This window comes from Streptomyces sp. NPDC057438 (genome assembly GCF_042802995.1).
Lineage (GTDB): Bacteria > Actinomycetota > Actinomycetes > Streptomycetales > Streptomycetaceae > Streptomyces.
Window position 1 is genome coordinate 66,730 of record NZ_JBHVDD010000014.1, and the last position, 19,362, is coordinate 86,091.

Consider the following 19,362-nt stretch of genomic DNA (forward strand, 5'->3'; position numbering starts at 1 on the left):
TACGGCCGTGCTTTTGATATGGACACGGCCAACGGTCGCCCATAATCTGGGACTTGGTCTAGACCTGGAAAGTTCCCCACGTACTCCAGGGAGCGGCAGCATGCGCCTTCACGCGCGGAACAGGACCAAGTGGTACGCGGCCGCGGTCGGCCTGGCCACCACAGGAGCGCTCGTGCTCTCCGGTGGTGGCGCCTCCGGCCACGGCTACACCGACCTCCCCGTCAGCCGGCAGAAGCTCTGTCAGAACGGCACCGTGACCAACTGCGGCGACATCCAGTGGGAGCCGCAGAGCGTCGAGGGACCGAAGGGCTTCCCGGGCTCAGGGCCGGCTGACGGGCGGTTGTGCTCCGGTGGCAACACCAGGTTCAGCCGGCTCGACGCGTCCACCAGGCCGGGCGGCGGCGCCTGGCCCACCACCAGGGTGACGGGCGGTCAGAACTACACCTTCCGGTGGCAGTTCACCGCCATGCACGCCACCACCGACTTCAAGTACTACGTCACCAGGGCGGGCTGGAACCAGAACCACGCCCTGGCCCGCTCCGACCTCAACCTGACCCCGTTCTTCACCGTCCCCTACAACGGTCAGCGCCCCCCGTCCACGCTCTCCCACACCGGCCGTCTGCCGTCCGGGCTGAGCGGCCACCACGTGATCCTCGCGGTCTGGACGATCGCGGACACCACCAACGCGTTCTACGCCTGCTCGGACGTCACCTTCTGAGCCCAGGCACCCCGGCCCCGCGAGTTCTGAGCATCGCTTGAGCTGCGCGGGGCCCCCACCCGGGTACGTTCCCCACACGCCGCCGACCAGGGCGGCCGCCGAACTCGGGGGGAACCGCCATGGACGTCTTCTTCTACCTCATTCCCGTGGTCATGATGACCTTCATCGGCTTCATGGCGTACCGCGTCCTGAGTCGTTGGCTGCGCGTCAGAAGCGCCTGGAACAGCGGGCTGACGGCCGAGGCGCGCTGCCTGAAGACCTTCACCACGGTCCACCGGAGCACGGGCGAGCACAGCAGCGTGCGCACGACGATCCACCACGTGTACGAGTTCACGGCCCGGGACGGCCGCGCCGTCCGCTTCGAGGAGGAGGACGGGCCGATGACCACGGTCGAGGGCGACTTCGTGACCGTGTACTACACCGACGGCCCGAAGGTGGTCGCCACCGCCCACGCGCCCGGCGAGCGGGTCAAGCAGGCCGCGGCCGGACTCGGCCTCCTGGCGTTCCTCGGGGTGGCCTTCGCGTTCTGCGTGTTCTTCATGGTCACCTACCACCAGTTCTCCACGGACCCCTCGTTCCCGACGCCGTGACCCTCCTCAACTGACGGTGCGTCAACTACCGTGCGCCGACATGGAGTCCATCAGGCGCACGGTCGCACAGCTCGTCGCCGACCGGTGGGACGACCACCGGCCCGGGCTGTGGTTCGAGGAACAGGTCCTGACCCATCACGAGGTCGCCGCCGGGGCCGCCGCCCGCGCGGCACTGCTCGCCGACCACCTGCCACCCACCGCCGAGCCGCACGTCGGCGTCCTCCTCGACAACACCCCCGAATTCCCGCTCTGGCTGAGCGCGGCGGCCCTCGCGGGCGCCGCCGTCGCCGGTGTCAACCCCACCCGCCGGGGCCCCGAACTGGCCCGCGACATCCTGCACACCGAGTGCCGCCTGCTCATCACCGAACAGGCCCACCTGCCCCTGCTGGACCGTCTCGAACTCGACGGCGTACGGATACTGGTGACGGACACTCAGCCGTACGCCGAACTGCTCGCCCCCTACGCCGACGCCCGGCCCGACCCCACCCGCGCCGGCCCCGCCGACCGTCTCCTCCTCTACTTCACCTCCGGCTCCACCGGCGCCCCCAAGGCGGCCCTCTGCTCCCAGGGGCGGCTCGCGGCGGCCGGGCGGGCGCTGGTGGACCGCTTCGGGGTACGGCGGGACGACGTGCACTACGTCTGCATGCCGATGTTCCACGGCAACGCGGTCATCGCCGACTGGGCCCCCGCCCTGGTCGCCGGAGCCGGGATCGCGCTACGGCGCCGGTTCTCCGCCTCCCGGTTCCTGGACGACGTACGGGCGTACGGGGCCACGTACTTCACCTACGTCGGACGGGCCGTGCAGTACGTCCTCGCCACCGAACCCCGCCCCGACGACCGCGACAACCCGCTGCGCATGGGCTTCGGCACCGAGGCCGGGGCGGTGGACGCGGCGGCGTTCGAGGAGCGGTTCGGGGTACGGCTCGTGGAGGGGTACGGGTCCTCCGAGGGCGGGGCGGCGATCCAGCGGACGCCCGGGACACCGCCGGGGGCCATCGGCCGGGCGGCCCCCGGCGACGATCTCGCGGTGGTCGACCCGCAGACCCGGAAGGAGTGCCCGCCCGCCCTCCTCGCCGACGACGGCCGGCTGCTCAACGGCACCGAGGCGATAGGGGAGTTGGTCAACCGTGGCCCCAACCCCTTCGAGGGCTACTGGCGCAACCCGGAGGCGGACGCCGCCCGCCGCCACGACGGCTGGTACTGGACCGGAGACCTCTTCTACCGCGACCCCGACGGCTTCCTCTACTTCGCCGGCCGCACCGACGACCGCCTCCGCGTCGACAGCGAGAACCTCGCCGCCGCCGTCATCGAGAACATCCTCGCCCGCTACGAGGGCGCCGAGGCCGTCGCCGTCTACGCCGTGCCCGACCCCGTCGCCGGGGACCAGGTCATGGCGACCGTCGCGGGCGCCTTCGACCCGGACGGCTTTGCCGAGTTCCTCGTCTCGCAGCCCGACCTCGGGACCAAGATGACCCCCCGCTTCGTCCGGGTCGTCCCGTCCATGCCCGTCACCGCCACCAACAAGATCCAGCGGGCGACCCTCCGCCGCGAGGGCTTCCGCTGCCCCGACCCGGTCTGGTGGCGGCCGCCGGGGAAGTGGGCCTACCGCAGGTTCTCGGCGGTCGACCTGGCACGGCTGGTCGCGGAGTACCGGGCGCGTGGGCGGGAGGAGTTGCTGACGAGGTAGGGCTGGGCCCACCCCCGGACACCACCTGGGCCCATGGCCACCGCCCGCCGCCCCCGCCTACCGTGATCCCATGATCAGAACGGTCCTGCGGGAGCTGCCGCGCGCGGTGGCCTACCTGCTGAGCGGTGTCCTCGTCGGCGTCCCGCTGCTGGTGGTGCTGCTGGTCCTCGGGGTCCTCGGCCTCGCCCTGACCCCGGTCCTGGTGGGGCTGCCGCTGCTCGCCGTGGCCGTCCTGTCGGGCATCCCGGTCGGCGCCCTGGAACGGCGCCGGCTGGCCCTCACCCGCACCCCGCCGCCGCCCGGCCCGCACGCCGTCCCGGCCGAGCCCGGTCTCGCCGCCTGGACCCGGCTGCGGCTGACCGAACGGGCCACCTGGCGGGAGCTGGCGTACACCGCCCTGCTCGCGTTCGTGCTGTGGCCGCTGGACGTGGTCGCGCTGTTCGTCGCGCTGGTCGTGCCGGGCGCGATGATCGGAGCGCCCGCGCAGCTGGCGACGACCAGCAGCGCCAGCGGTGACGCGCGGATCGCCAAGCTCTGGCTGATCGACTCCTACGGGCAGGCCCTGCTGTGCACGGCCGTCGGCACCGTCCTCCTCCTCGCGCTGCTGTGGCCCCTCGTCCGGTACGCCCAGGTGCGTGCCGCGCTCGCCCGGCTGCTGCTCGCCCCGAGCGAGGCGGAGGCGGAACGGCGACTGGGCGAGGTGACCCGGTCACGGGCCCGGCTGGTGGCGGCCTTCGAGGCGGAGCGGCGCCGGATCGAGCGCGATCTGCACGACGGGGCCCAGCAACGCCTGGTCTCCCTGAGCATGACCCTGGGCCTGGCCCGCCTCGACGCCCCGCCGGAACTGGCCGGCCGGCTGGCCGCCGCCCATGAGGAGGCCGATCAGGTCCTGGGCGAGCTGCGCGAGCTGATCCACGGCATCCATCCGCAGGTGCTTGCCGACTACGGCCTGCCGGACGCCCTCGCGGACGCCGCCGACCGCTCCGTCGTACCCGTGGAACTGGACGTGGACCTGCCCCGGTTCGCCGAGTCCGTGGAATCGGCGGCCTACTTCGCGGTCCGCGAGGCCCTCGCCAACGTCGGCCGGCACAGCGGGGCGCGGCGGGCCCGGATCGGCGGACGGTACGCGGACGGGGTGCTGTCCGTGGAGGTGTGGGACGACGGGACCGGCGGCGCCGACCCCGCGCGCGGCACGGGCCTCACCGGCCTCTCCGACCGGCTCGCCGTGCTCGATGGGACACTGTCCGTCCACAGCCCGGCCGGCGGCCCGACCGTCCTGTCCCTGGAGATCCCGTGCCCCCAGCGCTGAAGATCGTGCTCGCCGAGGACAGCGTGCTGCTGCGGGAAGGGCTCGTCGGCGTGCTGACCCGGTTCGGGCACGAGGTCGTCGCGGCGGTCGGGGACGCGGAGTCGCTGACGGAGGCGGTGACGTCGTACGCCCCCGACCTCGTCGTCACCGACGTACGGATGCCGCCCGGCCTCTCCGACGAAGGGCTGCGCGCCGCCCTCGCCCTGCGTGCCGCGAACCCCGCCCTGCCCGTCCTGGTCCTCAGCCAGTACGTCCAACGGGCCTACGCGGCCGAGTTGCTGGACACCGGCGACGGCAGTGGCGTCGGCTATCTGCTCAAGGACCGCATCGGCCAGGTCGAACAGTTCGCGGAAGCCGTGGAGCGGGTGGCGGCCGGGGGCACGGTCGTCGACCCCGAGGTCGTCCGGCAGTTGCTGCGCCGCCGGCGCGACCCGCTGGCGGCGCTCACCCCGCGTGAGCGGGAGGTGCTCGCGCTGGTCGCCGAGGGACGGTCGAACGGGGCCGTCGCCCGGGAGCTGGTCGTCACCGAGGCGGCCGTCGGCAAGCACATCGGCAACATCCTCGGAAAGCTGGACCTGCCGCCGGCGGAGGACACCCACCGCCGGGTGCTGGCGGTGCTGGCGTTCCTGAGGAGCTGAGGGCGGCGCGTACGCGGAAGGCCCCCCGCCGGAGCGAGGGGCCTTCTCGATGTGCGCCGCCAGGGACTCGAACCCCGGACCCGCTGATTAAGAGTCAGCTGCTCTAACCAACTGAGCTAGCGGCGCAGACTCTGTCGCTTTCCCGCCTTCGCGGCTGGCGACAGAGAAAATACTACCTGGTCCGTGGGGGTGCCTTCGACCAGTTAAACGTGAGCTGGATCTCCGCGTGTCCCCGGTGTCTAGATCGCCAGCGACAGCAGCACCGGGGCCGCTCCCCGGTTCAGTGTGTGCGCCGCCGCCCGCAGCCGGTGCGCGTGTTCCAGCGGGAGCGACAGCGCGAGGCAGCCGACGGCGGAGCCCGCGGTGAGGGGGACGGCCGCGCAGACCGTGCCCGGCGCGTACTCCTGGAGGTCGAGGACCGGGACCGTGGGTGTCTGGGCGTCCAGCTTGCTCAGCAGCACCTTCTCGTTGGTGATCGTGCGGGCGGTGAGCCGCGCCGGGCGGTGGCGCGAGAGGTGGTCGCGCCGGCCGTTGAGGTCGAGCTGGCCCAGCAGGCCCTTGCCGAACGCGGTGGCATGGGCGGAGGAGCGGAAGTCGACCCATTCGTGGACCGCGGGCGTGGCCGCGCTGTCGGCCCAGCCGGTGACCTGGATCTCACCGTCCAGGTAACGGGTGATGTAGACGGCGGCGCCGACGGAGTCGCGCAGCCGGTCGAGGGTGTGCTGGAGCTGCTCGCGCAGGGCCTGGTCGTGACCCTCCGCGGAGCCCAGCCGGGCGAGTGCGGCACCGGTGACGTAGGCGCCGTCGGTGGTCTGCTCCACGTATCCCTCGCGACGCAGCATCCGCAGGAGCGCGGTCAACCGCTCACTGTCGACGCCGGTACGACGGGCGATCTCGGCGTCGGTGACGCCACCTGCGTGCCGCGCCACCGTCTCCAGGACGCGCAGGGCGTCCTGGGCCGAGTGGTACGGCGCGGTCGGCTCGTGCTTGAGCGCCACGGTTTCCCCCTGCGCTTCTCGGGCCGTTTTTCGGACAGCTTGCCGTTTCCCACGATACGGCCCAAGGGCCGTACGCGGAGGGGTTGTTCACGAGAAATTCCTCAGGCCCCCGCCCCTCCCAACTGCCGGACCAGCACTCTGGCATATGCCAAAGGCATGGCCCGGCGGATGGACCTCGGATGTTCCCACGCGTTCACCCCTTCACTCGGTGTAGTCAGATGACCGCGCCAAGGAATTCGCGCGTTCGTTCGTGTGACGGGTCGCCGAAGATCTTCTCGGGGCTGCCTGATTCGATCACCTGGCCGGAATCGAACATCAGAACTTGATCCGAGATGTCCCGAGCGAAGTTCATCTCGTGGGTCACACAGAGCATCGTGATGTCGGTGGTGCGGGCGATGTCCCTGAGCAGGTCGAGCACGCCCGCGACCAGCTCGGGGTCGAGCGCGGACGTCACCTCGTCGAGGAGCAGCACCTGCGGGCGCATCGCCAGCGCCCGGGCGATGGCCACCCGCTGCTGCTGCCCGCCGGAGAGCTGGGTCGGATAGGCGTCGCACTTGTCGGCGAGCCCGACCATGTCGAGCAGTTCACGGGCCCGCGCCTCGGCCTCGTCCTTGGAGAGGCCGAGGACGTTGACGGGCGCCTCGGTGATGTTCCGCAGCACCTTCATGTTGGGGAAGAGGTTGAACTGCTGGAACACCATCCCGATGTTCTTGCGGACCTCACGGCACTGCTTCTCGCTCGCCGGGTACAGCTGCCGTCCGCCGACGGTGATCCTCCCCTCGTCCGGCTTGGCCAGGGTCATCAGCAGCCGCAGGATCGTCGTCTTGCCGGAGCCGGACGGGCCGATCAGCGTGACGTGCTTGCCCGCGTCGACCGAGAAGTCCAGCCCGTCGAGGACGGTGTTGCTGCCGAATCGTTTGGTCACGTTCTCGAAGCGGATCAGTTCGTTCGTGTCCGCCACACGCCGGCCGGCGGACCCGGGTTCGTTCGTCAGCGGGGTGTCGGTCGGAGTGTCAAGCGGGGTGTCAGCGGACAAGACGACGCTCCAGGGCTCGCAGGAGGAGGGAGGCGGGATAGGCGATGAGGATGAAGGCGATGCCGACGGTCACGATGGCCTCGTTCATCTGGAAGGTCCGGGAGCCGAACTGGCGGGCCTCGCCGAGCATCTCCAGCACACCGATGGTCATCAGCATCGGCGAGTCCTTCAGCATCGCGATGACGTAGTTGCCGAGAGCGGGCACGACCCGGCGCAGCGCCTGCGGCAGGATCACCGCGGTCCAGGTGCGCGAGCGCGACAGGCTCAGCGCCGTCGCCGCCTCCCACTGGCCGGCGGGCACCCCGTCGATTCCGGCGCGGTACACCTCGGCGGTGTACGTCGAGTAGTGCAGGCCGAGGCCCAGTACACCGGTGGCCAGCGCGGACAGGGTCAGGCCCCACTCGGGCAGCACGTAGAACAGGAAGAACAGCTGCACCAGCAGCGGGGTGTTGCGGATGAACTCCGTGACCGCCTTGACCGGCCAGCGCACCGCCTTCAGCGTCGAGCGCTGGGCGAGGGCCCAGACCAGGCCGAGGGAGAAGGCGAGCAGCGAACCCCAGAGCAGGGCCTGCAGGGTGACCAGGACGCCGTCCCAGAAAGCCGGCATGAAGTCGTCCAGCGTGGACCAGTTCCACTTCACGAGGCACCTCCGGGGGCCGATGTCTTCGTGGCACCCGTGCCACTTGCGCCGCCACTCGTACCGGCAGCCGCTCCGGCCAGGTCCTGCGGGCGCCCGGCGACGGCCTGACGCGGCCCGGGGACGTCCGCGCGGGGGGCCCGGCCGACACCGGCCTTGGCCCGCCGCTCGACCTGCCGCATCACCCGGGTGATGGCGAAGGCGAGGACGAAGTACATGACGAGGACCACCGTGTAGACCGGGGCGCTCTGCCCGGTGGCGTTGCGCACCAGCTGGGCGGCGAAGGTCGTGTCGGCGACGCCCAGCACGGACACCAGCGCGGTGCCCTTCAACAGCTCGATGAGCAGGTTGCAGAAGGGCGGCACCATCTCCGGCCATGCCTGCGGCAGCACGATCTTCCGCATCCGCTGGGCGGGCGTGAAGCTCAGCGCCACCCCCGCCTCGCGCTGCGCGACCGGCACCGCCGCCACCGCGCCGCGCACGATCTCCGAGCCGTACGCGCCGTAGGTGCAGCCCAGGGTGAGCACGGCGGCCCACATCGGGACGAGCTGCCAGCCGAACGTCAGCGGCACCACGAAGAACACCCAGATCATCAGCACCAGGGCGGAGGTGCCGCGGAAGATCTCGAAGTACGCGCCCGCCACGAACCGCACGATCCACAGCCGGTGCTGCCGGGCCAGGCCCACGGCGAAGGCGACGGCGGCGCCGAGGGCCGCGCCGTACACGGTCAGCTGGACGGTGATCCACACACCGCGCAGCAGCAGCTCCCACAGACCCGAGCCGAAGGCGAAGTCGTCGAGGGGGCCGGCGACGGTCACCCCGTTCACGGCACGCACGGGTGCCGTCTCGTCCGAGGCACTCATGCGCGGCACTTCTCCTCTGCCCTGATGTCGGTCATCTGGTCCTTCGTGAACCCGAAGGGCCGCATGACCTCCAGCAGCTCCCCGCTCCGCTTCATCCTGTGCAGCTCGCGGTTGAAGGCGTCCCGCAGATTCCGCTCGGGCATGCGGAACGCGAAGCCGCCGACGTCGATGACGGGTTTGCCGTCCACGACCGGGGTGACCTCGTCGGTGGCCTCCGCCTTCGTGCTCCCGGTCTGCTCGACCACGTTCCGCACGGTGACGGCGGTGCCCGCGAACACGTCGACGCGCCCCTGTTCGACGGCGAGGAGACCGGCCAGCTGGTCCGGCAGGGTGTCGATGTGCTTCACCCCGGCCTCTTTGGCGTAGTCGATCTCCGCGTAGCCGATGCCGGTCGCCATACGGGCGCCGGTGCGGGCGATGTCGGCGTAGGTGCGCAGCTTCTTCGGGTTCCCCCGGGGCACGATGAAGGCGTCCTTCATCTGGTACTCGGGGTCCGCGAAGAGCACCTGCTCGCAGCGCTCCGGGTTGATGTACATGCCGGCGGCGACCACGTCGAACTGCAGCGAGTTCAGCCCGAAGATCAGCGAACCGAACTCGGTGGGGAACGGCTCGACGTGCTCGACACCGAGCCGGCGGAAGATCCGCCGCGCGATGGCCGGCGCGGAGCCGGTGACCTCACCGTCCTTGCCTATGTAGCCGTACGGCTGCTCACCCGCGATGCCGAGCCGTACGGTGCCCTTCGCCCGCAGCTGCTGCAACAGCTGGCCGCCGTCGCCGGTGTCCGCGGTCGCCACCCTGCTGCATCCGCTGCTCGCCCCCACCACCGCGCCGGTGCCGACCAGGGCGGCGGTACCGGTGAGCAGGGTGCGGCGGGGGATGCCGGGTCTGCTGGGACGCCGGCCGTTCCTGTCGTGTGCGTGCAATCGAGCCATGGCCGCGCGGCTACCCGAAGCGGCAACGGGTATGCCGGGTCTTTTCCGGTCCTTCACGCACGGGTTGAAGTCGGGGAAACCGGGCAGGCGCGGGGCGGGTGTGTCGACGCGAGGAGGCAGCGGTGGCGGAACCGGCGGACCGGCACATCGAGATCGCGCTGGAGCGGCGCGGGGTCCGCTGCACGGCCCGGTTGCTCGACGACCGCGCGCCGGTCACCTGCGCGGCGGTGTGGGACGCGCTGCCCCTGTCGGGCGACGTGTACCACGCCAAGTACGCCCGCAACGAGATCTACGCCCTCTTCCCGCCCTTCGCCGACCGCGAGCCGCCCCTGGAGAACCCCACGGTCACACCCATCCCGGGCGACCTGTGCTACTTCTCCTTCGCCGGGACGGAGTTGGCCACCGGCGCGTACGGCTACGACCGTGACGTCCGCCCCGACGCGACCCTCGTCGACCTGGCCCTCTTCTACGAACGCAACAACCTGCTGCTGAACGGGGACGTGGGGTGGGTGCCCGGCATCGTCTGGGGCCAGGTGGTGTCGGGCCTGGAGGAGATGGCGCGGGCGTGCAACGACCTGTGGCGGACAGGGGCGGCGGGGGAGACCCTGTCGTTCAGGCGCGCTTCCTAGCTCGGGGGTGCGGGTCTCGGCGGGTGCGGGTGCGTGGGGCTCCTCGCGCAGTTCCCCGCGCCCCTGAAAAGCAGGGGCTACGCCCCATACTTTTCAGGCCCGCAGACCGTTGGCCGTTCAGGCCCGCAGGGCCTGTGTCTTTAGGGGCGCGGGGAACTGCGCGAGAAGCCCCACCGGGCCCGCACCCGACAACGCACCCCTCAGAGCCGCGGCGCAGCCACCCCCGCGATCCCCGCCTCGTACAACGCGTGCCCCACCCGCAACACCAGATCGTCCCGGTGCCGAGCCGCCACCACCTGCAGCCCCACCGGCAGCCCACCCCCCTCCACTCCCAGCGGCACACTCGCCGCCGGCTGCTGCGTCAGGTTGAACGGGTACGTGAACGGCGTCCAAGCGGTCCACCGCCGTCCCCCGGAACCCCGCGGCACCTCCACCCCCGCCTCGAACGCGGTCACCGGCAACGTCGGCGTGACCAGCACGTCGTACCGTTCGTGGAACGCCCCCATCCGCCGCCCGAGATCCATCCGCACGTCCACCGCGGCCAGATACTCCAGCGCGGACACCCGAGCCCCCACGTCCCGGATCTCGCGCAACCCGGGATCCAGCAACGCCCGCTGCTCCGCCCCCATCCGCTGCGTCACCCGCGCCGCCCCGCTGAACCACAGCGTGTGGAACGCCCCGACCGGATCGGAGAAGTCGGGATCGGCCTCGCTGACGTACGCCCCGAGCCCGGCGAGCCCCTCCACGGCCCGCCGCACCGCGCGGGCGACGGAGGGCTGTACGGCGACCTGCCCGCCCAGCGAGGCCGAGTACGCGACCCGCAGCCCCCGCACCCCGCCGGCGAGCGCGTCCACGAAGGAGCCGGTCGGCGGTCCGAGCCCCGACCAGTCCCGCGCGTCGGGCCGGGCGACGACGTCCAGCAGCAGCGCGGCGTCGGCCGCGTCCCGGGTCAGCGGCCCCACGTGCGACAGCGTGCCGAACGCGCTCGCGGGATACAGCGGCACCCGCCCGTACGTCGGCTTCAGTCCGAAAACTCCGCAGAACGCGGCCGGGATGCGCACGCTGCCACCCCCGTCCGTGCCCAGCGCCAGCGGCCCGGCCCCGAGCGCGACGGCCGCGGCGGCGCCCCCGCTGGAGCCCCCGGCCGTACGCGAGAGGTCGTACGGATTGCGCGTCACCCCGCTCAGCGGCGAGTCGGTGACGCCTTTCCAGCCGAACTCGGGCGTCGTGGTCTTCCCCAGGAAGACGGCACCCTGCTCCCGCAGCCGGGCCACGGAAGGCGCGTCCTCGTCCCAACTCCCCTGCGCGGACACCGTTCTGGAGCCCCGCAGGGTCGGTCCGCCCCGCATCAGCAGGATGTCCTTGACCGTGACCGGCACCCCGTCGACCGCCCCGGCCGGCTCCCCGCGCCGCCAGCGCTCCTCCGACTCCCGTGCCCGCGCGAGGGCCGGTTCGGTGTCGATCCGGACGAAGGCGTTCACGGCCGGCTGCACACGCTCGGCCCGTTCCAGCGTCGCCCGGGTCACCTCCACGGGACTGAACTCGCCCTTGCGGTACCCCTCGACCAGTCGTACGGCGGACAGTTCCGTCAGCTTCGACATCCGGCCCCTCCCAGGGGGTTCACTGCCCGGGCACGTACCCGAGCTGCTTGTCGACCACGTGGGGCAGCGGCTTGCCCGCCTCCCACAGCTCGAACAACTCCACGAACTGGGCGCCGAGTTCGTCCCGCCAGCCCACCGTGTCCCCGCTCATGTGGGGAGAGACGATCAGCCCGGGAACCTCCCACAACGGGTCGTCCGGGCCCAACGGTTCGCGCGCGAAGACGTCCAGCGCGGCCCCCGCGATCCACCGCTTGCGCAGCGCCTCCACGAGCGCGTCCTCCACCACGAGCTGCCCGCGCCCCACGTTCACGAAGCGCGCGGACGGCTGCATGACCCCGAACCGCCGGGCGTCGAACATGCCGTGCGTCGCATCCGTCAGCGGTGCGGCCGCGATCACCCAGTCGGCACGGGCCAGCAGCCGGTCGAGGTCCTCCGGACCGTGCACTCCGGGCCGTGCGGTCCGGCCGACCAGCGCCGTGTGCAGGCCGAGGGCCTTGAGGAGACGCGCGATCGCCCGCCCGATCGGCCCGGACCCCACCACGCACGCCCGGCCGCCCGCCACCCGCAGCGTCTCCCGGTGCCGCCACTCCCGCCGCCCCTGCAGCTCCCCACTGCGCGGCAGATCCTTGGCCATGGCGAGGACGAGCGCGGCGACGTACTCGGCGATCGGCGCCTCGAAGACCCCGCGCGCGTTCGTCACCACCACCTCCTCGTCGGCGATCAGTTCGGGGCAGAGCAGATGGTCCACGCCCGCGCTCGCCGTGTGCACCCAGCGCGGCCGGGGCCCGCCGTCCGGCCAGGCGTCCCGCACCGCGGGGGAGGTGAAGTCCCACACCAGCAGCACATCGGCGTAGGGCAGCCGCTCGGCCAGCGTCGCGGCGTCGGCGTACTCGACCGTCGCCCGCCCGGTGAGCCGGCCGAGCCGGGGGCGCGGCTCGGTGTCGAGGACGAGGAGGTGCGGACGCCGTGACGAGGCCACGGGAGAGGAAGGGACGAGAGAGGACACCGGCCACCCCACGAGATGCGTGTGACATGCACTGATTGACCACGCTCGCACCCGAACCTACCTTCGTCAACACGGACTTGCGCACGTTCTGTCGTCCGCACATCTCTCTCCGTGAGGCCGGTGACCGTCATGAACGTCTCCTTCCTCGGTGGACCCCGACCGCAGCGCGGCATCGGCGTCATCGCCCCCTTCGACTTCGCCCTCGACCGCGAACTGTGGCGGTGGGTACCGGACGACGTCTCCCTCCATCTCACCCGGACCCCGTACGTGCCGGTCGAGGTGAGCCTCCACCTGGCCCGCCTGGTCTCCGAGCACGAGACGCTCCACGAGGCGGTCCGGGCCCTGAACGAGGTCGCGCCCGAGACCGTCGCCTATGCCTGCACCAGCGGCAGCTTCGTCGCGGGGGTCGCGGGGGAGCGCGCGATGGGTGAGGCCATGATCCGTGCGGGCGCCGCGCACGCGGTCACCACCTCCGGCGCGCTGCTCGCCGCCCTGGCCGAGCTGGACGCGCGCCGGGTCGCCCTGGTCACCCCGTACACCGTGTCGGTCACCCGTTCCCTGGAGGCATTCCTCGCGCAGGCGGGCATCCTGGTCACCGGCCGGGCCTCGCTGGGGCTGGTCCGGCACATCTGGAAGGTCCCCTACCGCGATGTGGTCGCCATGGCACACCGGGCGGTCCGCGCCGCGACCCCGGACGTCCTCTTCATCGCCTGCACCAATCTCCCCACGTACGACGTCATCCCCCAGCTCGAAGCGGAACTGCGGATGCCGGTCATCTCGGCCAACCAGGTGACGATGTGGGCGGCACTGCGTCATCTGGGTACCCGGGCGGTGGGTCCGTACCAGGCTCTGCTCGACGAGTCGGCCAGGCAGCCGTTCGGTGCGGGGCCTGTTCCGCCACCGCCGGTACTGCCGGAAGAACAGGAAGGTTGGGCATGACCGCACTCGGTTTCCTCTATCCGGGCCACTCCGCCGAGGACGACTATCCGCGGATGGAGCAACTGCTCGGCAGCGACATCCGGGTGGACGTGGTGCACACCGACATCGGCGAGGACGCCCACCGGGTGGACGCCCTGCGTGAGATGGGCGCCCCCGAACGGCTGGCCGCCGGCTGCGAGGCCCTGCGCCTGTCCGGTGCGGAGGCCGTCGTCTGGGCCTGCACCAGCGGCAGTTTCGTTCACGGTTACGAGGGCGCCCACGAGCAGATCCGCGCCCTCGCCCGGGCGGCGGGCCTGCCGGCCTCCTCCACGTCCTTCGCCTTCGCCCACGCGGCCCGGGAGATCGGCGCGACCCGGGTCGCCGTGGCGGCGACCTACCCGGACGACGTGGCCCGTCTCTTCGCCGGCTTCCTCGCGGCGGCCGGCATCGAGGTCCTCTCCGTCCGGGGCGCCGGCATCGTCACGGCGGCGGAGGTGGGCACCTGGGGCCTCGACGAGACCCTCGCCCTCGCCCGCGCGGGCGACCACCCGGACGCGGAGGCCCTGCTCCTCCCGGACACGGCCCTCCACACCGCCTCCCACCTCCCCACCCTGGAGAAGGAGCTCGGCAAACCGGTCCTCACCGCCAACCAGGTCACACTCTGGGAGGCCCTGAGGCTGGCCGACAGGAGGATCAACGCACCACAACTGGGCCAGCTGTTCACCAGGGAACCCATCGTGCAGGCATGACCACCCGCGCCCCTGGACGAACGGGCCGCAGGCCGTTCGTCCAGGGGCGCGGGGAACCGCGCGACCAGCCCTCACCAAGCGGCAGATCAGGGTCAAAGGGGCGCAACCCCTTGATGGGGGCACCTCCCGCTCGAACGAGGCCGAGAGCGGGGGAGGTGGGAGGGACGGGTAGGGGCGGCGGGGGCGAGGGAATAACCGGAGCCACCCTCCTGTTAACCGGAAATCGCACCCCCGCACCACCCACCCGCCCCAGGAGGCCCCACCGTGACCACAGACGAGATACGAGGCGAAACCAAGGGCACGGCCCCGTTCCCCCTCTCCGTCCTCGACCTGGTCACCGTCGGCGCCGGCCGCACCGCCACGGACGCCCTCCGCACCAGCGTCACCCTCGCCCGCCAAGCGGAGCGGAGGGGCTTCCACCGCTACTGGGTCGCCGAGCACCACTCCATGCCGGGCGTGGCCTCGTCCTCCCCGGCCGTGATCCTCGCCCACCTCGCCGCCCACACCACCCGCATCCGCCTCGGCTCGGGCGGCGTGATGCTCCCCAACCACGCCCCTCTGGTGATCGCGGAGCAGTTCGGCACGCTCGAAGCGATGGCCCCCGGCCGTATCGACCTCGGCCTCGGCCGCGCCCCCGGCACGGACGGCGCCACCGCCGCCGCCCTGCGCCGCTCGGCCCGCCTCGACGAAGGCGCCGACGACTTCCCCGAGCAGCTCGCCGAGCTCACCCGCTTCCTGGACGACGACTTCCCCGACGGCCACCCCTACCGCCGTGTCCACGCGGTCCCGGGCCCGGTCCAGAGCACCTCGCCCGGCGGCGTGCAGTCCCCGCACCGGCCCCCGATCTGGCTGCTCGGCTCCTCCGGCTTCAGCGCCCGCCTGGCCGGCTCCCTCGGCCTCCCCTTCGCCTTCGCCCACCACTTCTCCGCGCGCAACACCATCCCGGCGCTCGACCTGTACCGCGAGTCGTTCCGCCCCTCATCGGTCCTCGACGCCCCGTACGCGCTGATCGGTGTCTCCGCCCTCGCCGCCGACGAGGAGAAGGAGGCCCGCCGTCAGGTCAGGGCCGCCGCGCTCAACATGGTCCGGCTGCGCACCGGCCGCCCCGGCCTCGTCCCGACGCCTGAGGAGGCGGAGGCGCACCAATTCAGTGCGGTCGAACAGGACTTCATCGACTCCTGGAACGCGGACGTCGTGCACGGCACCGTCGACGAGGTCCGCACGCGCCTCGACGACCTCCACAAGCGCACCGGCGCCGACGAGCTGATGCTCACCACCCACGCCCACAGCGCCGACCTGCGCCTGCGCTCCTACGAGCTGATCGCGGACGCCTACGACATGCCGCGCACCGGGGGTCAGGCCTGAGGGCAGGCCGCGGCCCCCAGCAGTTCCGCGATCCGTTCCGGTGACACCGCGCGGGAGTACAGCCACCCCTGCCCGGTGTCGCAGCCGAGCCGGCGCAGCCGTGACGCCTGCGCGTCGGTCTCCACGCCCTCCGCCGTGACCGACAGCCCGAGCCGGTGGGCGAGCTGGACGAGCGCCTCCACGATGATCTCGTCGGCGGGGCTGGGCTGCCCGGCGTCCGCGACGTCACCCGCCGCGGGTCCGGCCCCGCCGGGCCCCGCTCCCTCCTCCCCGCCCTCGTACTGGAACCCCCGGACGAACGCCCCGTCCAGCTTCAGCACCGAGACCGGCAGCCGGCTCAGGTAGGCGAGGTTGGAGTACCCGGTGCCGAAGTCGTCGATGGCGATCCGTACGCCCATGTCGCTGAGAGCCCTGAGCGCCTGGAGGGGGCGGCCGGCGGAGCCCATGAGCGCGGACTCGGTCAGCTCCAGCTGCAACAGGTGGGGGGCGAGGCCGGTCTCCGCGAGGATCTCGGCGACATCGGCGACCAGGTCGGAGTCCCAGACCTGACGGACGGCCACGTTCACGCTGACGAAGATCGGCGCCCGGTCGGGGTGGTCGGTCTGCCAGCGGCGGGCCTGCCGGCAGGCGGTGGCGAGGATCCACCGCCCGAGCTGGACGATCGAGCCGTCCTCCTCGGCCAGTGAGATGAACCGATTCGGCGTCAACAGGCCGAACTGCGGGTGATGCCAGCGCACCAGCGCCTCGACCCCGCGCACCTCACCCTCCGCCATGCCCACCAGCGGCTGGTACTCCAGGACGAACTCGCCCCGCCCGACGGCCGCCCGCAGTGTGGACGACAGGGCCTGACGGGTCATCCGGTGGGCGTTGCGCTCCGGGTCGAACAGGGTCCAGCGGGCCTTGCCGTCGGCCTTCGCCCAGTACAGCGTGGTGTCGGCGGCCTGCATGAGGCCGGTCGCCGTCGTGCTCGTCGACTGCCGCTCGACGACTCCGATCGACGCGGAGACGGACAGTCGCTGACCGGCCAGGTCGAAGGGCGCCTGCAACGCCTTGAGGACCGAGTCGGCGAGGTCGGCGAGCTGTTCCGTGCCGGTGGAGTCCTCCACCAGCAGCGCGAACTCGTCGCCACCGAGTCTGGCCACCAGCGGCGCCCCGGCGGGCGTACCGGCCTTGCGCAGCAGGGCGGCCTCGTCGGCGCACCGGGTGAGCCGCTCCGCGACGGCCGCGAGGAGCCGGTCGCCGACCCGGTGGCCGAGGGTGTCGTTGACCGCCTTGAACCCGTCCAGGTCCAGATAGACCAGGCCGATCCGGCCGGTGCCGACCTCGTCGTACGCCTCCCGTTCGAGGGCGGCGGAGAGCTGTTCGAAGAAGAGGGTGCGGTTGGGGAGGCGGGTCACCGGGTCGTGCATCTGCAGGTGGCGGAGCCTGGCCTGAAGCTGACGGTTGGCGCTGATGTCGGCGACCGACAGCAGCACCGCCCGCTCCTCCTCGGGCAGTGGCGCCACCGCCACCTGCACCCACAGCCAGGTCCCGTCCGGCTGTTTGAGTCGGCGCGTGCAGCGCAACCGGGCCTGCCGGCCGCGCAGCACCTCGCGGTACGCGTGCCAGGTGCGGGTGTCCGAGGCGAGGTCCACCAGATCTGCGGCGACCCGTCCGGCCAGCGGCTCCGTGCCCGTTCCGAGCAGTGTCCCCATCGCCCCGTTGGCGGTGACGACCAGTCCGTCCCGGTCGACGACGGCCATGGCCAGCGGCGCGACGGAGAAGGCGGCGGGGGTCGTGGGACTCTCCTCCGACGACCGGGACGACTGAACTGACGCATTGGCGTGACGCTCTGTGATCGCCGGCCGGACGAGGTCTGCCGCGGGCGCCGGCCCTTGGGACGTTCCGCTCACCGTTCGCTCCCGCAGTGCACTCGTTTTCGTACGGATCTCATGTGTCTCGTCGGAGCGGCCGAACCGGTACGTAGGGGCGCTCAAGCCGTGTCCGTGCAGGAAAGTGTGCCGATCATAGAGGCTGCCCCGAAGGCCTTCCAGCCACTCTCCAGTCTCCCTGAACAACGACCTGATCTGGCAGATCGTTTCTGCCCCGAGCTGAACGGCTTCCCCGTTCCGTCGACCGCTTGTGACGTTCCGTGAGTGTCCGGGGTGTCGGCCATCAGAGGTCATCCGGCTCCTTCTCGCCTGTCCCTCACCCTTCTGGTGCAGACAAACAGGGCAAAGTACTACTAATTCAGAAAATCTGGACGCGGTGTCCACAAGATCCGCATCCGGAGGTCTCCGTGCAGCGTCCGCTCCCCTGGAAGGAACTCCTAGGCGACCGGGCGCCCGTGTTGCGCAGCACTGCGGCCATGCTCACCTCCCTCACCGCGCTCGCCGCGACCTCCCTGATCGCGGCTCCCTCCGCCGTACCGCTGTCGGAGCCCTGCACGCTGCGGCGCACCCAGGCGCACCACTCGGAGGGGCTCGACACCTGGAACTCCGCGTATCCGCGCCCCACCCGCGACCTCGACGCCGTACTCGTATTCTTGTCATTCCCGGACGCGGCCCCTCTCACCACACCGGCCGAGCTGACCGCGGATCACTTTCCGGCCACCAGTGAGTTCTTCGAACGCGCGTCGTACGGCAAGTTCGCGCTCCGCCCCCATCCGCGTCGTGAGTGGCTGGAGATGCCCCGGCCGTCGACGGCGTACGCCATACGGCGTGACTGGAACGCGACCCACCGGGCCGCTTATCTCAGGGACGCACTCGCCACGGCCGACCCGCACGTCGACTTCTCCCGCTACGACATCGTGTACTTCGTCGCCGACCCGCACGCGCCCGGTGTCGACTCGGACGCGACGAAGGTGGTCAACCTCGAGACACCGCTGGACATCGACGGCACGGGCCTGCGTCGGGTCGTCACCGTGTTCGAGCGGCACCCGCCGGACCGTCTCGTCCTCGCCCATGAGACCGGCCATGTCTTCGACCTCCCCGACCTCTATCACCGCCCCGCCGACGGCAAGGGCGACTGGGACACCCACGTCGGCGACTGGGACCTCATGGGCAGCCAGTTCGCGCTGGCCCCGGACCTGTTCGCCTGGCACAAGTGGAAACTGGGCTGGCTGGAACCGGGCCAGGTGACGTGCGTACGGGGAGCGGGGAGCACCCGGCTGACGCTGGAGGCGGTGGGGGCGGGGCCGGGAGGGGCGTACGAGGGGGAGACCGAGGCGGGTGGGACGGGACGGGCCGTGGACGGCCAGGTCGTCGGACGGGCGGGCGGCGGCGCCGCGGGTGCGGTCGGAACGGGCGCGGGCGGGGTGACTCCTTCGGTCGGGGGGCCGGCCGGGGTGCCGGCCTTCGGCGCCGGACAGGGAACGAAGCTGGCGGTCGTCCGGACCGGTCCCGACAGCGTGCTGGCGATCGAGGCGCGGGGGGCGGTCGGCAACGACGCCGCCGTCTGCACCCAGGGCGTCCTCGTCTACCGCATCCGCGGCGGCGCCGAGTCGGGCAGCGGCCCCATCGAGGTCCTCGACGCCCATCCGCGCACCGAGGCCTGCTGGGAGGAGTCCGTGTACCCGCCGCTGGCGGACGCGCCGGTGCGGGTGGGGGAGAGCTTCTCGGTGCCCGGGGAGGGCGTACGGGTGGCCGTGGAAGGGCGTACGGCCTCGGGGGCGTGGACGGTGCGGATCACGACGGAGTGGTAGGGGC

Annotated in this window: 18 protein-coding genes and 1 tRNA gene; 10 read left to right on the plus strand and 9 right to left on the minus strand. The window is 71.9% G+C overall.

All coding sequences use genetic code 11. The features are described from left to right. Window positions 1–100: 100 nt before the first annotated feature. From ACFU5F_RS11235 to ACFU5F_RS11255, 5 genes are all read left to right on the plus strand, one after another. Window positions 101–718, plus strand: coding sequence for a lytic polysaccharide monooxygenase (locus tag ACFU5F_RS11235; RefSeq protein WP_383885178.1), 618 nt, complete (start codon window positions 101–103; stop codon window positions 716–718). A 119-nt stretch (window positions 719–837) separates the two neighbouring features. Further along, a complete protein-coding gene (locus tag ACFU5F_RS11240) occupies window positions 838–1,308 on the plus strand; it encodes a DUF3592 domain-containing protein (protein WP_383885180.1) in 471 nt (156 codons plus the stop codon). Between the two features lie 40 nt (window positions 1,309–1,348). Further along, the gene (locus tag ACFU5F_RS11245; RefSeq protein ID WP_383885182.1) at window positions 1,349–2,995 is read left to right on the plus strand and encodes a long-chain-fatty-acid--CoA ligase; all 1,647 of its coding nucleotides are present in this window, start codon (window positions 1,349–1,351) and stop codon (window positions 2,993–2,995) included. 70 nt (window positions 2,996–3,065) lie between these two features. Continuing rightward, window positions 3,066–4,304 (plus strand): sensor histidine kinase, encoded by a 1,239-nt coding sequence (locus ACFU5F_RS11250; protein ID WP_383885185.1) that lies wholly within the window; start codon window positions 3,066–3,068, stop codon window positions 4,302–4,304. Continuing rightward, window positions 4,289–4,942 carry a response regulator transcription factor gene (locus ACFU5F_RS11255; RefSeq protein ID WP_383885186.1) on the plus strand — a complete coding sequence of 218 codons (654 nt, stop codon included), beginning with the start codon at window positions 4,289–4,291 and terminating at the stop codon, window positions 4,940–4,942. The genes ACFU5F_RS11250 and ACFU5F_RS11255 overlap by 16 nt, the downstream gene beginning before the upstream one ends. A 52-nt stretch (window positions 4,943–4,994) precedes the next feature. Here ACFU5F_RS11255 and ACFU5F_RS11260 read toward each other — a convergent pair. The 6 genes from ACFU5F_RS11260 to ehuB form a co-directional block, all read right to left on the minus strand. Continuing rightward, a tRNA-Lys gene (locus ACFU5F_RS11260) sits at window positions 4,995–5,068 on the minus strand. Between the two features lie 113 nt (window positions 5,069–5,181). Beyond that, window positions 5,182–5,940 carry an IclR family transcriptional regulator gene (locus ACFU5F_RS11265; RefSeq protein ID WP_383885189.1) on the minus strand — a complete coding sequence of 253 codons (759 nt, stop codon included), beginning with the start codon at window positions 5,938–5,940 and terminating at the stop codon, window positions 5,182–5,184. 214 nt (window positions 5,941–6,154) lie between these two features. Further along, window positions 6,155–6,934, minus strand: coding sequence for an ectoine/hydroxyectoine ABC transporter ATP-binding protein EhuA (ehuA, locus tag ACFU5F_RS11270; protein ID WP_383885316.1), 780 nt, complete (start codon window positions 6,932–6,934; stop codon window positions 6,155–6,157). Window positions 6,935–6,965: 31 nt separating this feature from the next. Then, window positions 6,966–7,616, minus strand: coding sequence for an ectoine/hydroxyectoine ABC transporter permease subunit EhuD (ehuD, locus tag ACFU5F_RS11275; protein ID WP_383885191.1), 651 nt, complete (start codon window positions 7,614–7,616; stop codon window positions 6,966–6,968). Continuing rightward, entirely contained in the window at window positions 7,613–8,476 is an 864-nt protein-coding gene (gene ehuC, locus ACFU5F_RS11280; protein WP_383885194.1) for an ectoine/hydroxyectoine ABC transporter permease subunit EhuC, read from the minus strand. The genes ehuD and ehuC overlap by 4 nt, the downstream gene beginning before the upstream one ends. Continuing rightward, the gene (gene ehuB / locus ACFU5F_RS11285; RefSeq protein ID WP_383885197.1) at window positions 8,473–9,408 is read right to left on the minus strand and encodes an ectoine/hydroxyectoine ABC transporter substrate-binding protein EhuB; all 936 of its coding nucleotides are present in this window, start codon (window positions 9,406–9,408) and stop codon (window positions 8,473–8,475) included. Before ehuB ends, ehuC begins: the two co-directional genes overlap by 4 nt. A 122-nt stretch (window positions 9,409–9,530) precedes the next feature. Between ehuB and ACFU5F_RS11290 the strand changes: the two genes are divergently transcribed. Continuing rightward, entirely contained in the window at window positions 9,531–10,037 is a 507-nt protein-coding gene (locus ACFU5F_RS11290) for a DUF3830 family protein (protein WP_383885200.1), read from the plus strand. A gap of 200 nt (window positions 10,038–10,237) precedes the next feature. Here ACFU5F_RS11290 and ACFU5F_RS11295 read toward each other — a convergent pair whose 3' ends face one another. Together ACFU5F_RS11295 and ACFU5F_RS11300 are read right to left on the minus strand one after the other, a co-directional pair. Continuing rightward, window positions 10,238–11,638, minus strand: coding sequence for an amidase (locus ACFU5F_RS11295; RefSeq protein WP_383885202.1), 1,401 nt, complete (start codon window positions 11,636–11,638; stop codon window positions 10,238–10,240). Window positions 11,639–11,657: 19 nt separating this feature from the next. Further along, complete coding sequence (locus ACFU5F_RS11300; RefSeq protein WP_383885205.1) at window positions 11,658–12,617, minus strand: D-2-hydroxyacid dehydrogenase; 960 nt, start codon at window positions 12,615–12,617, stop codon at window positions 11,658–11,660. A gap of 156 nt (window positions 12,618–12,773) precedes the next feature. Between ACFU5F_RS11300 and ACFU5F_RS11305 the strand changes: the two genes are divergently transcribed. The 3 genes from ACFU5F_RS11305 to ACFU5F_RS11315 all read left to right on the plus strand — a co-directional run bounded on the left by ACFU5F_RS11305 (window position 12,774) and on the right by ACFU5F_RS11315 (window position 15,676). Continuing rightward, complete coding sequence (locus ACFU5F_RS11305; RefSeq protein WP_383885208.1) at window positions 12,774–13,583, plus strand: decarboxylase; 810 nt, start codon at window positions 12,774–12,776, stop codon at window positions 13,581–13,583. After that, window positions 13,580–14,311, plus strand: coding sequence for a decarboxylase (locus tag ACFU5F_RS11310; protein WP_383885211.1), 732 nt, complete (start codon window positions 13,580–13,582; stop codon window positions 14,309–14,311). The genes ACFU5F_RS11305 and ACFU5F_RS11310 overlap by 4 nt, the downstream gene beginning before the upstream one ends. 264 nt (window positions 14,312–14,575) lie before the next feature. Continuing rightward, window positions 14,576–15,676 (plus strand): LLM class flavin-dependent oxidoreductase, encoded by a 1,101-nt coding sequence (locus ACFU5F_RS11315; RefSeq protein ID WP_383885214.1) that lies wholly within the window; start codon window positions 14,576–14,578, stop codon window positions 15,674–15,676. On the opposite strand, the gene ACFU5F_RS11320 is transcribed toward ACFU5F_RS11315, so the two are convergent. Beyond that, window positions 15,667–17,568, minus strand: coding sequence for a putative bifunctional diguanylate cyclase/phosphodiesterase (locus tag ACFU5F_RS11320; protein WP_383885217.1), 1,902 nt, complete (start codon window positions 17,566–17,568; stop codon window positions 15,667–15,669). The genes ACFU5F_RS11315 and ACFU5F_RS11320 overlap by 10 nt on opposite strands. Before the next feature lie 386 nt (window positions 17,569–17,954). Between ACFU5F_RS11320 and ACFU5F_RS11325 the strand changes: the two genes are divergently transcribed. Next, entirely contained in the window at window positions 17,955–19,358 is a 1,404-nt protein-coding gene (locus ACFU5F_RS11325; RefSeq protein ID WP_383885220.1) for a M6 family metalloprotease domain-containing protein, read from the plus strand. The last annotated feature ends 4 nt before the right edge of the window (window positions 19,359–19,362 follow it).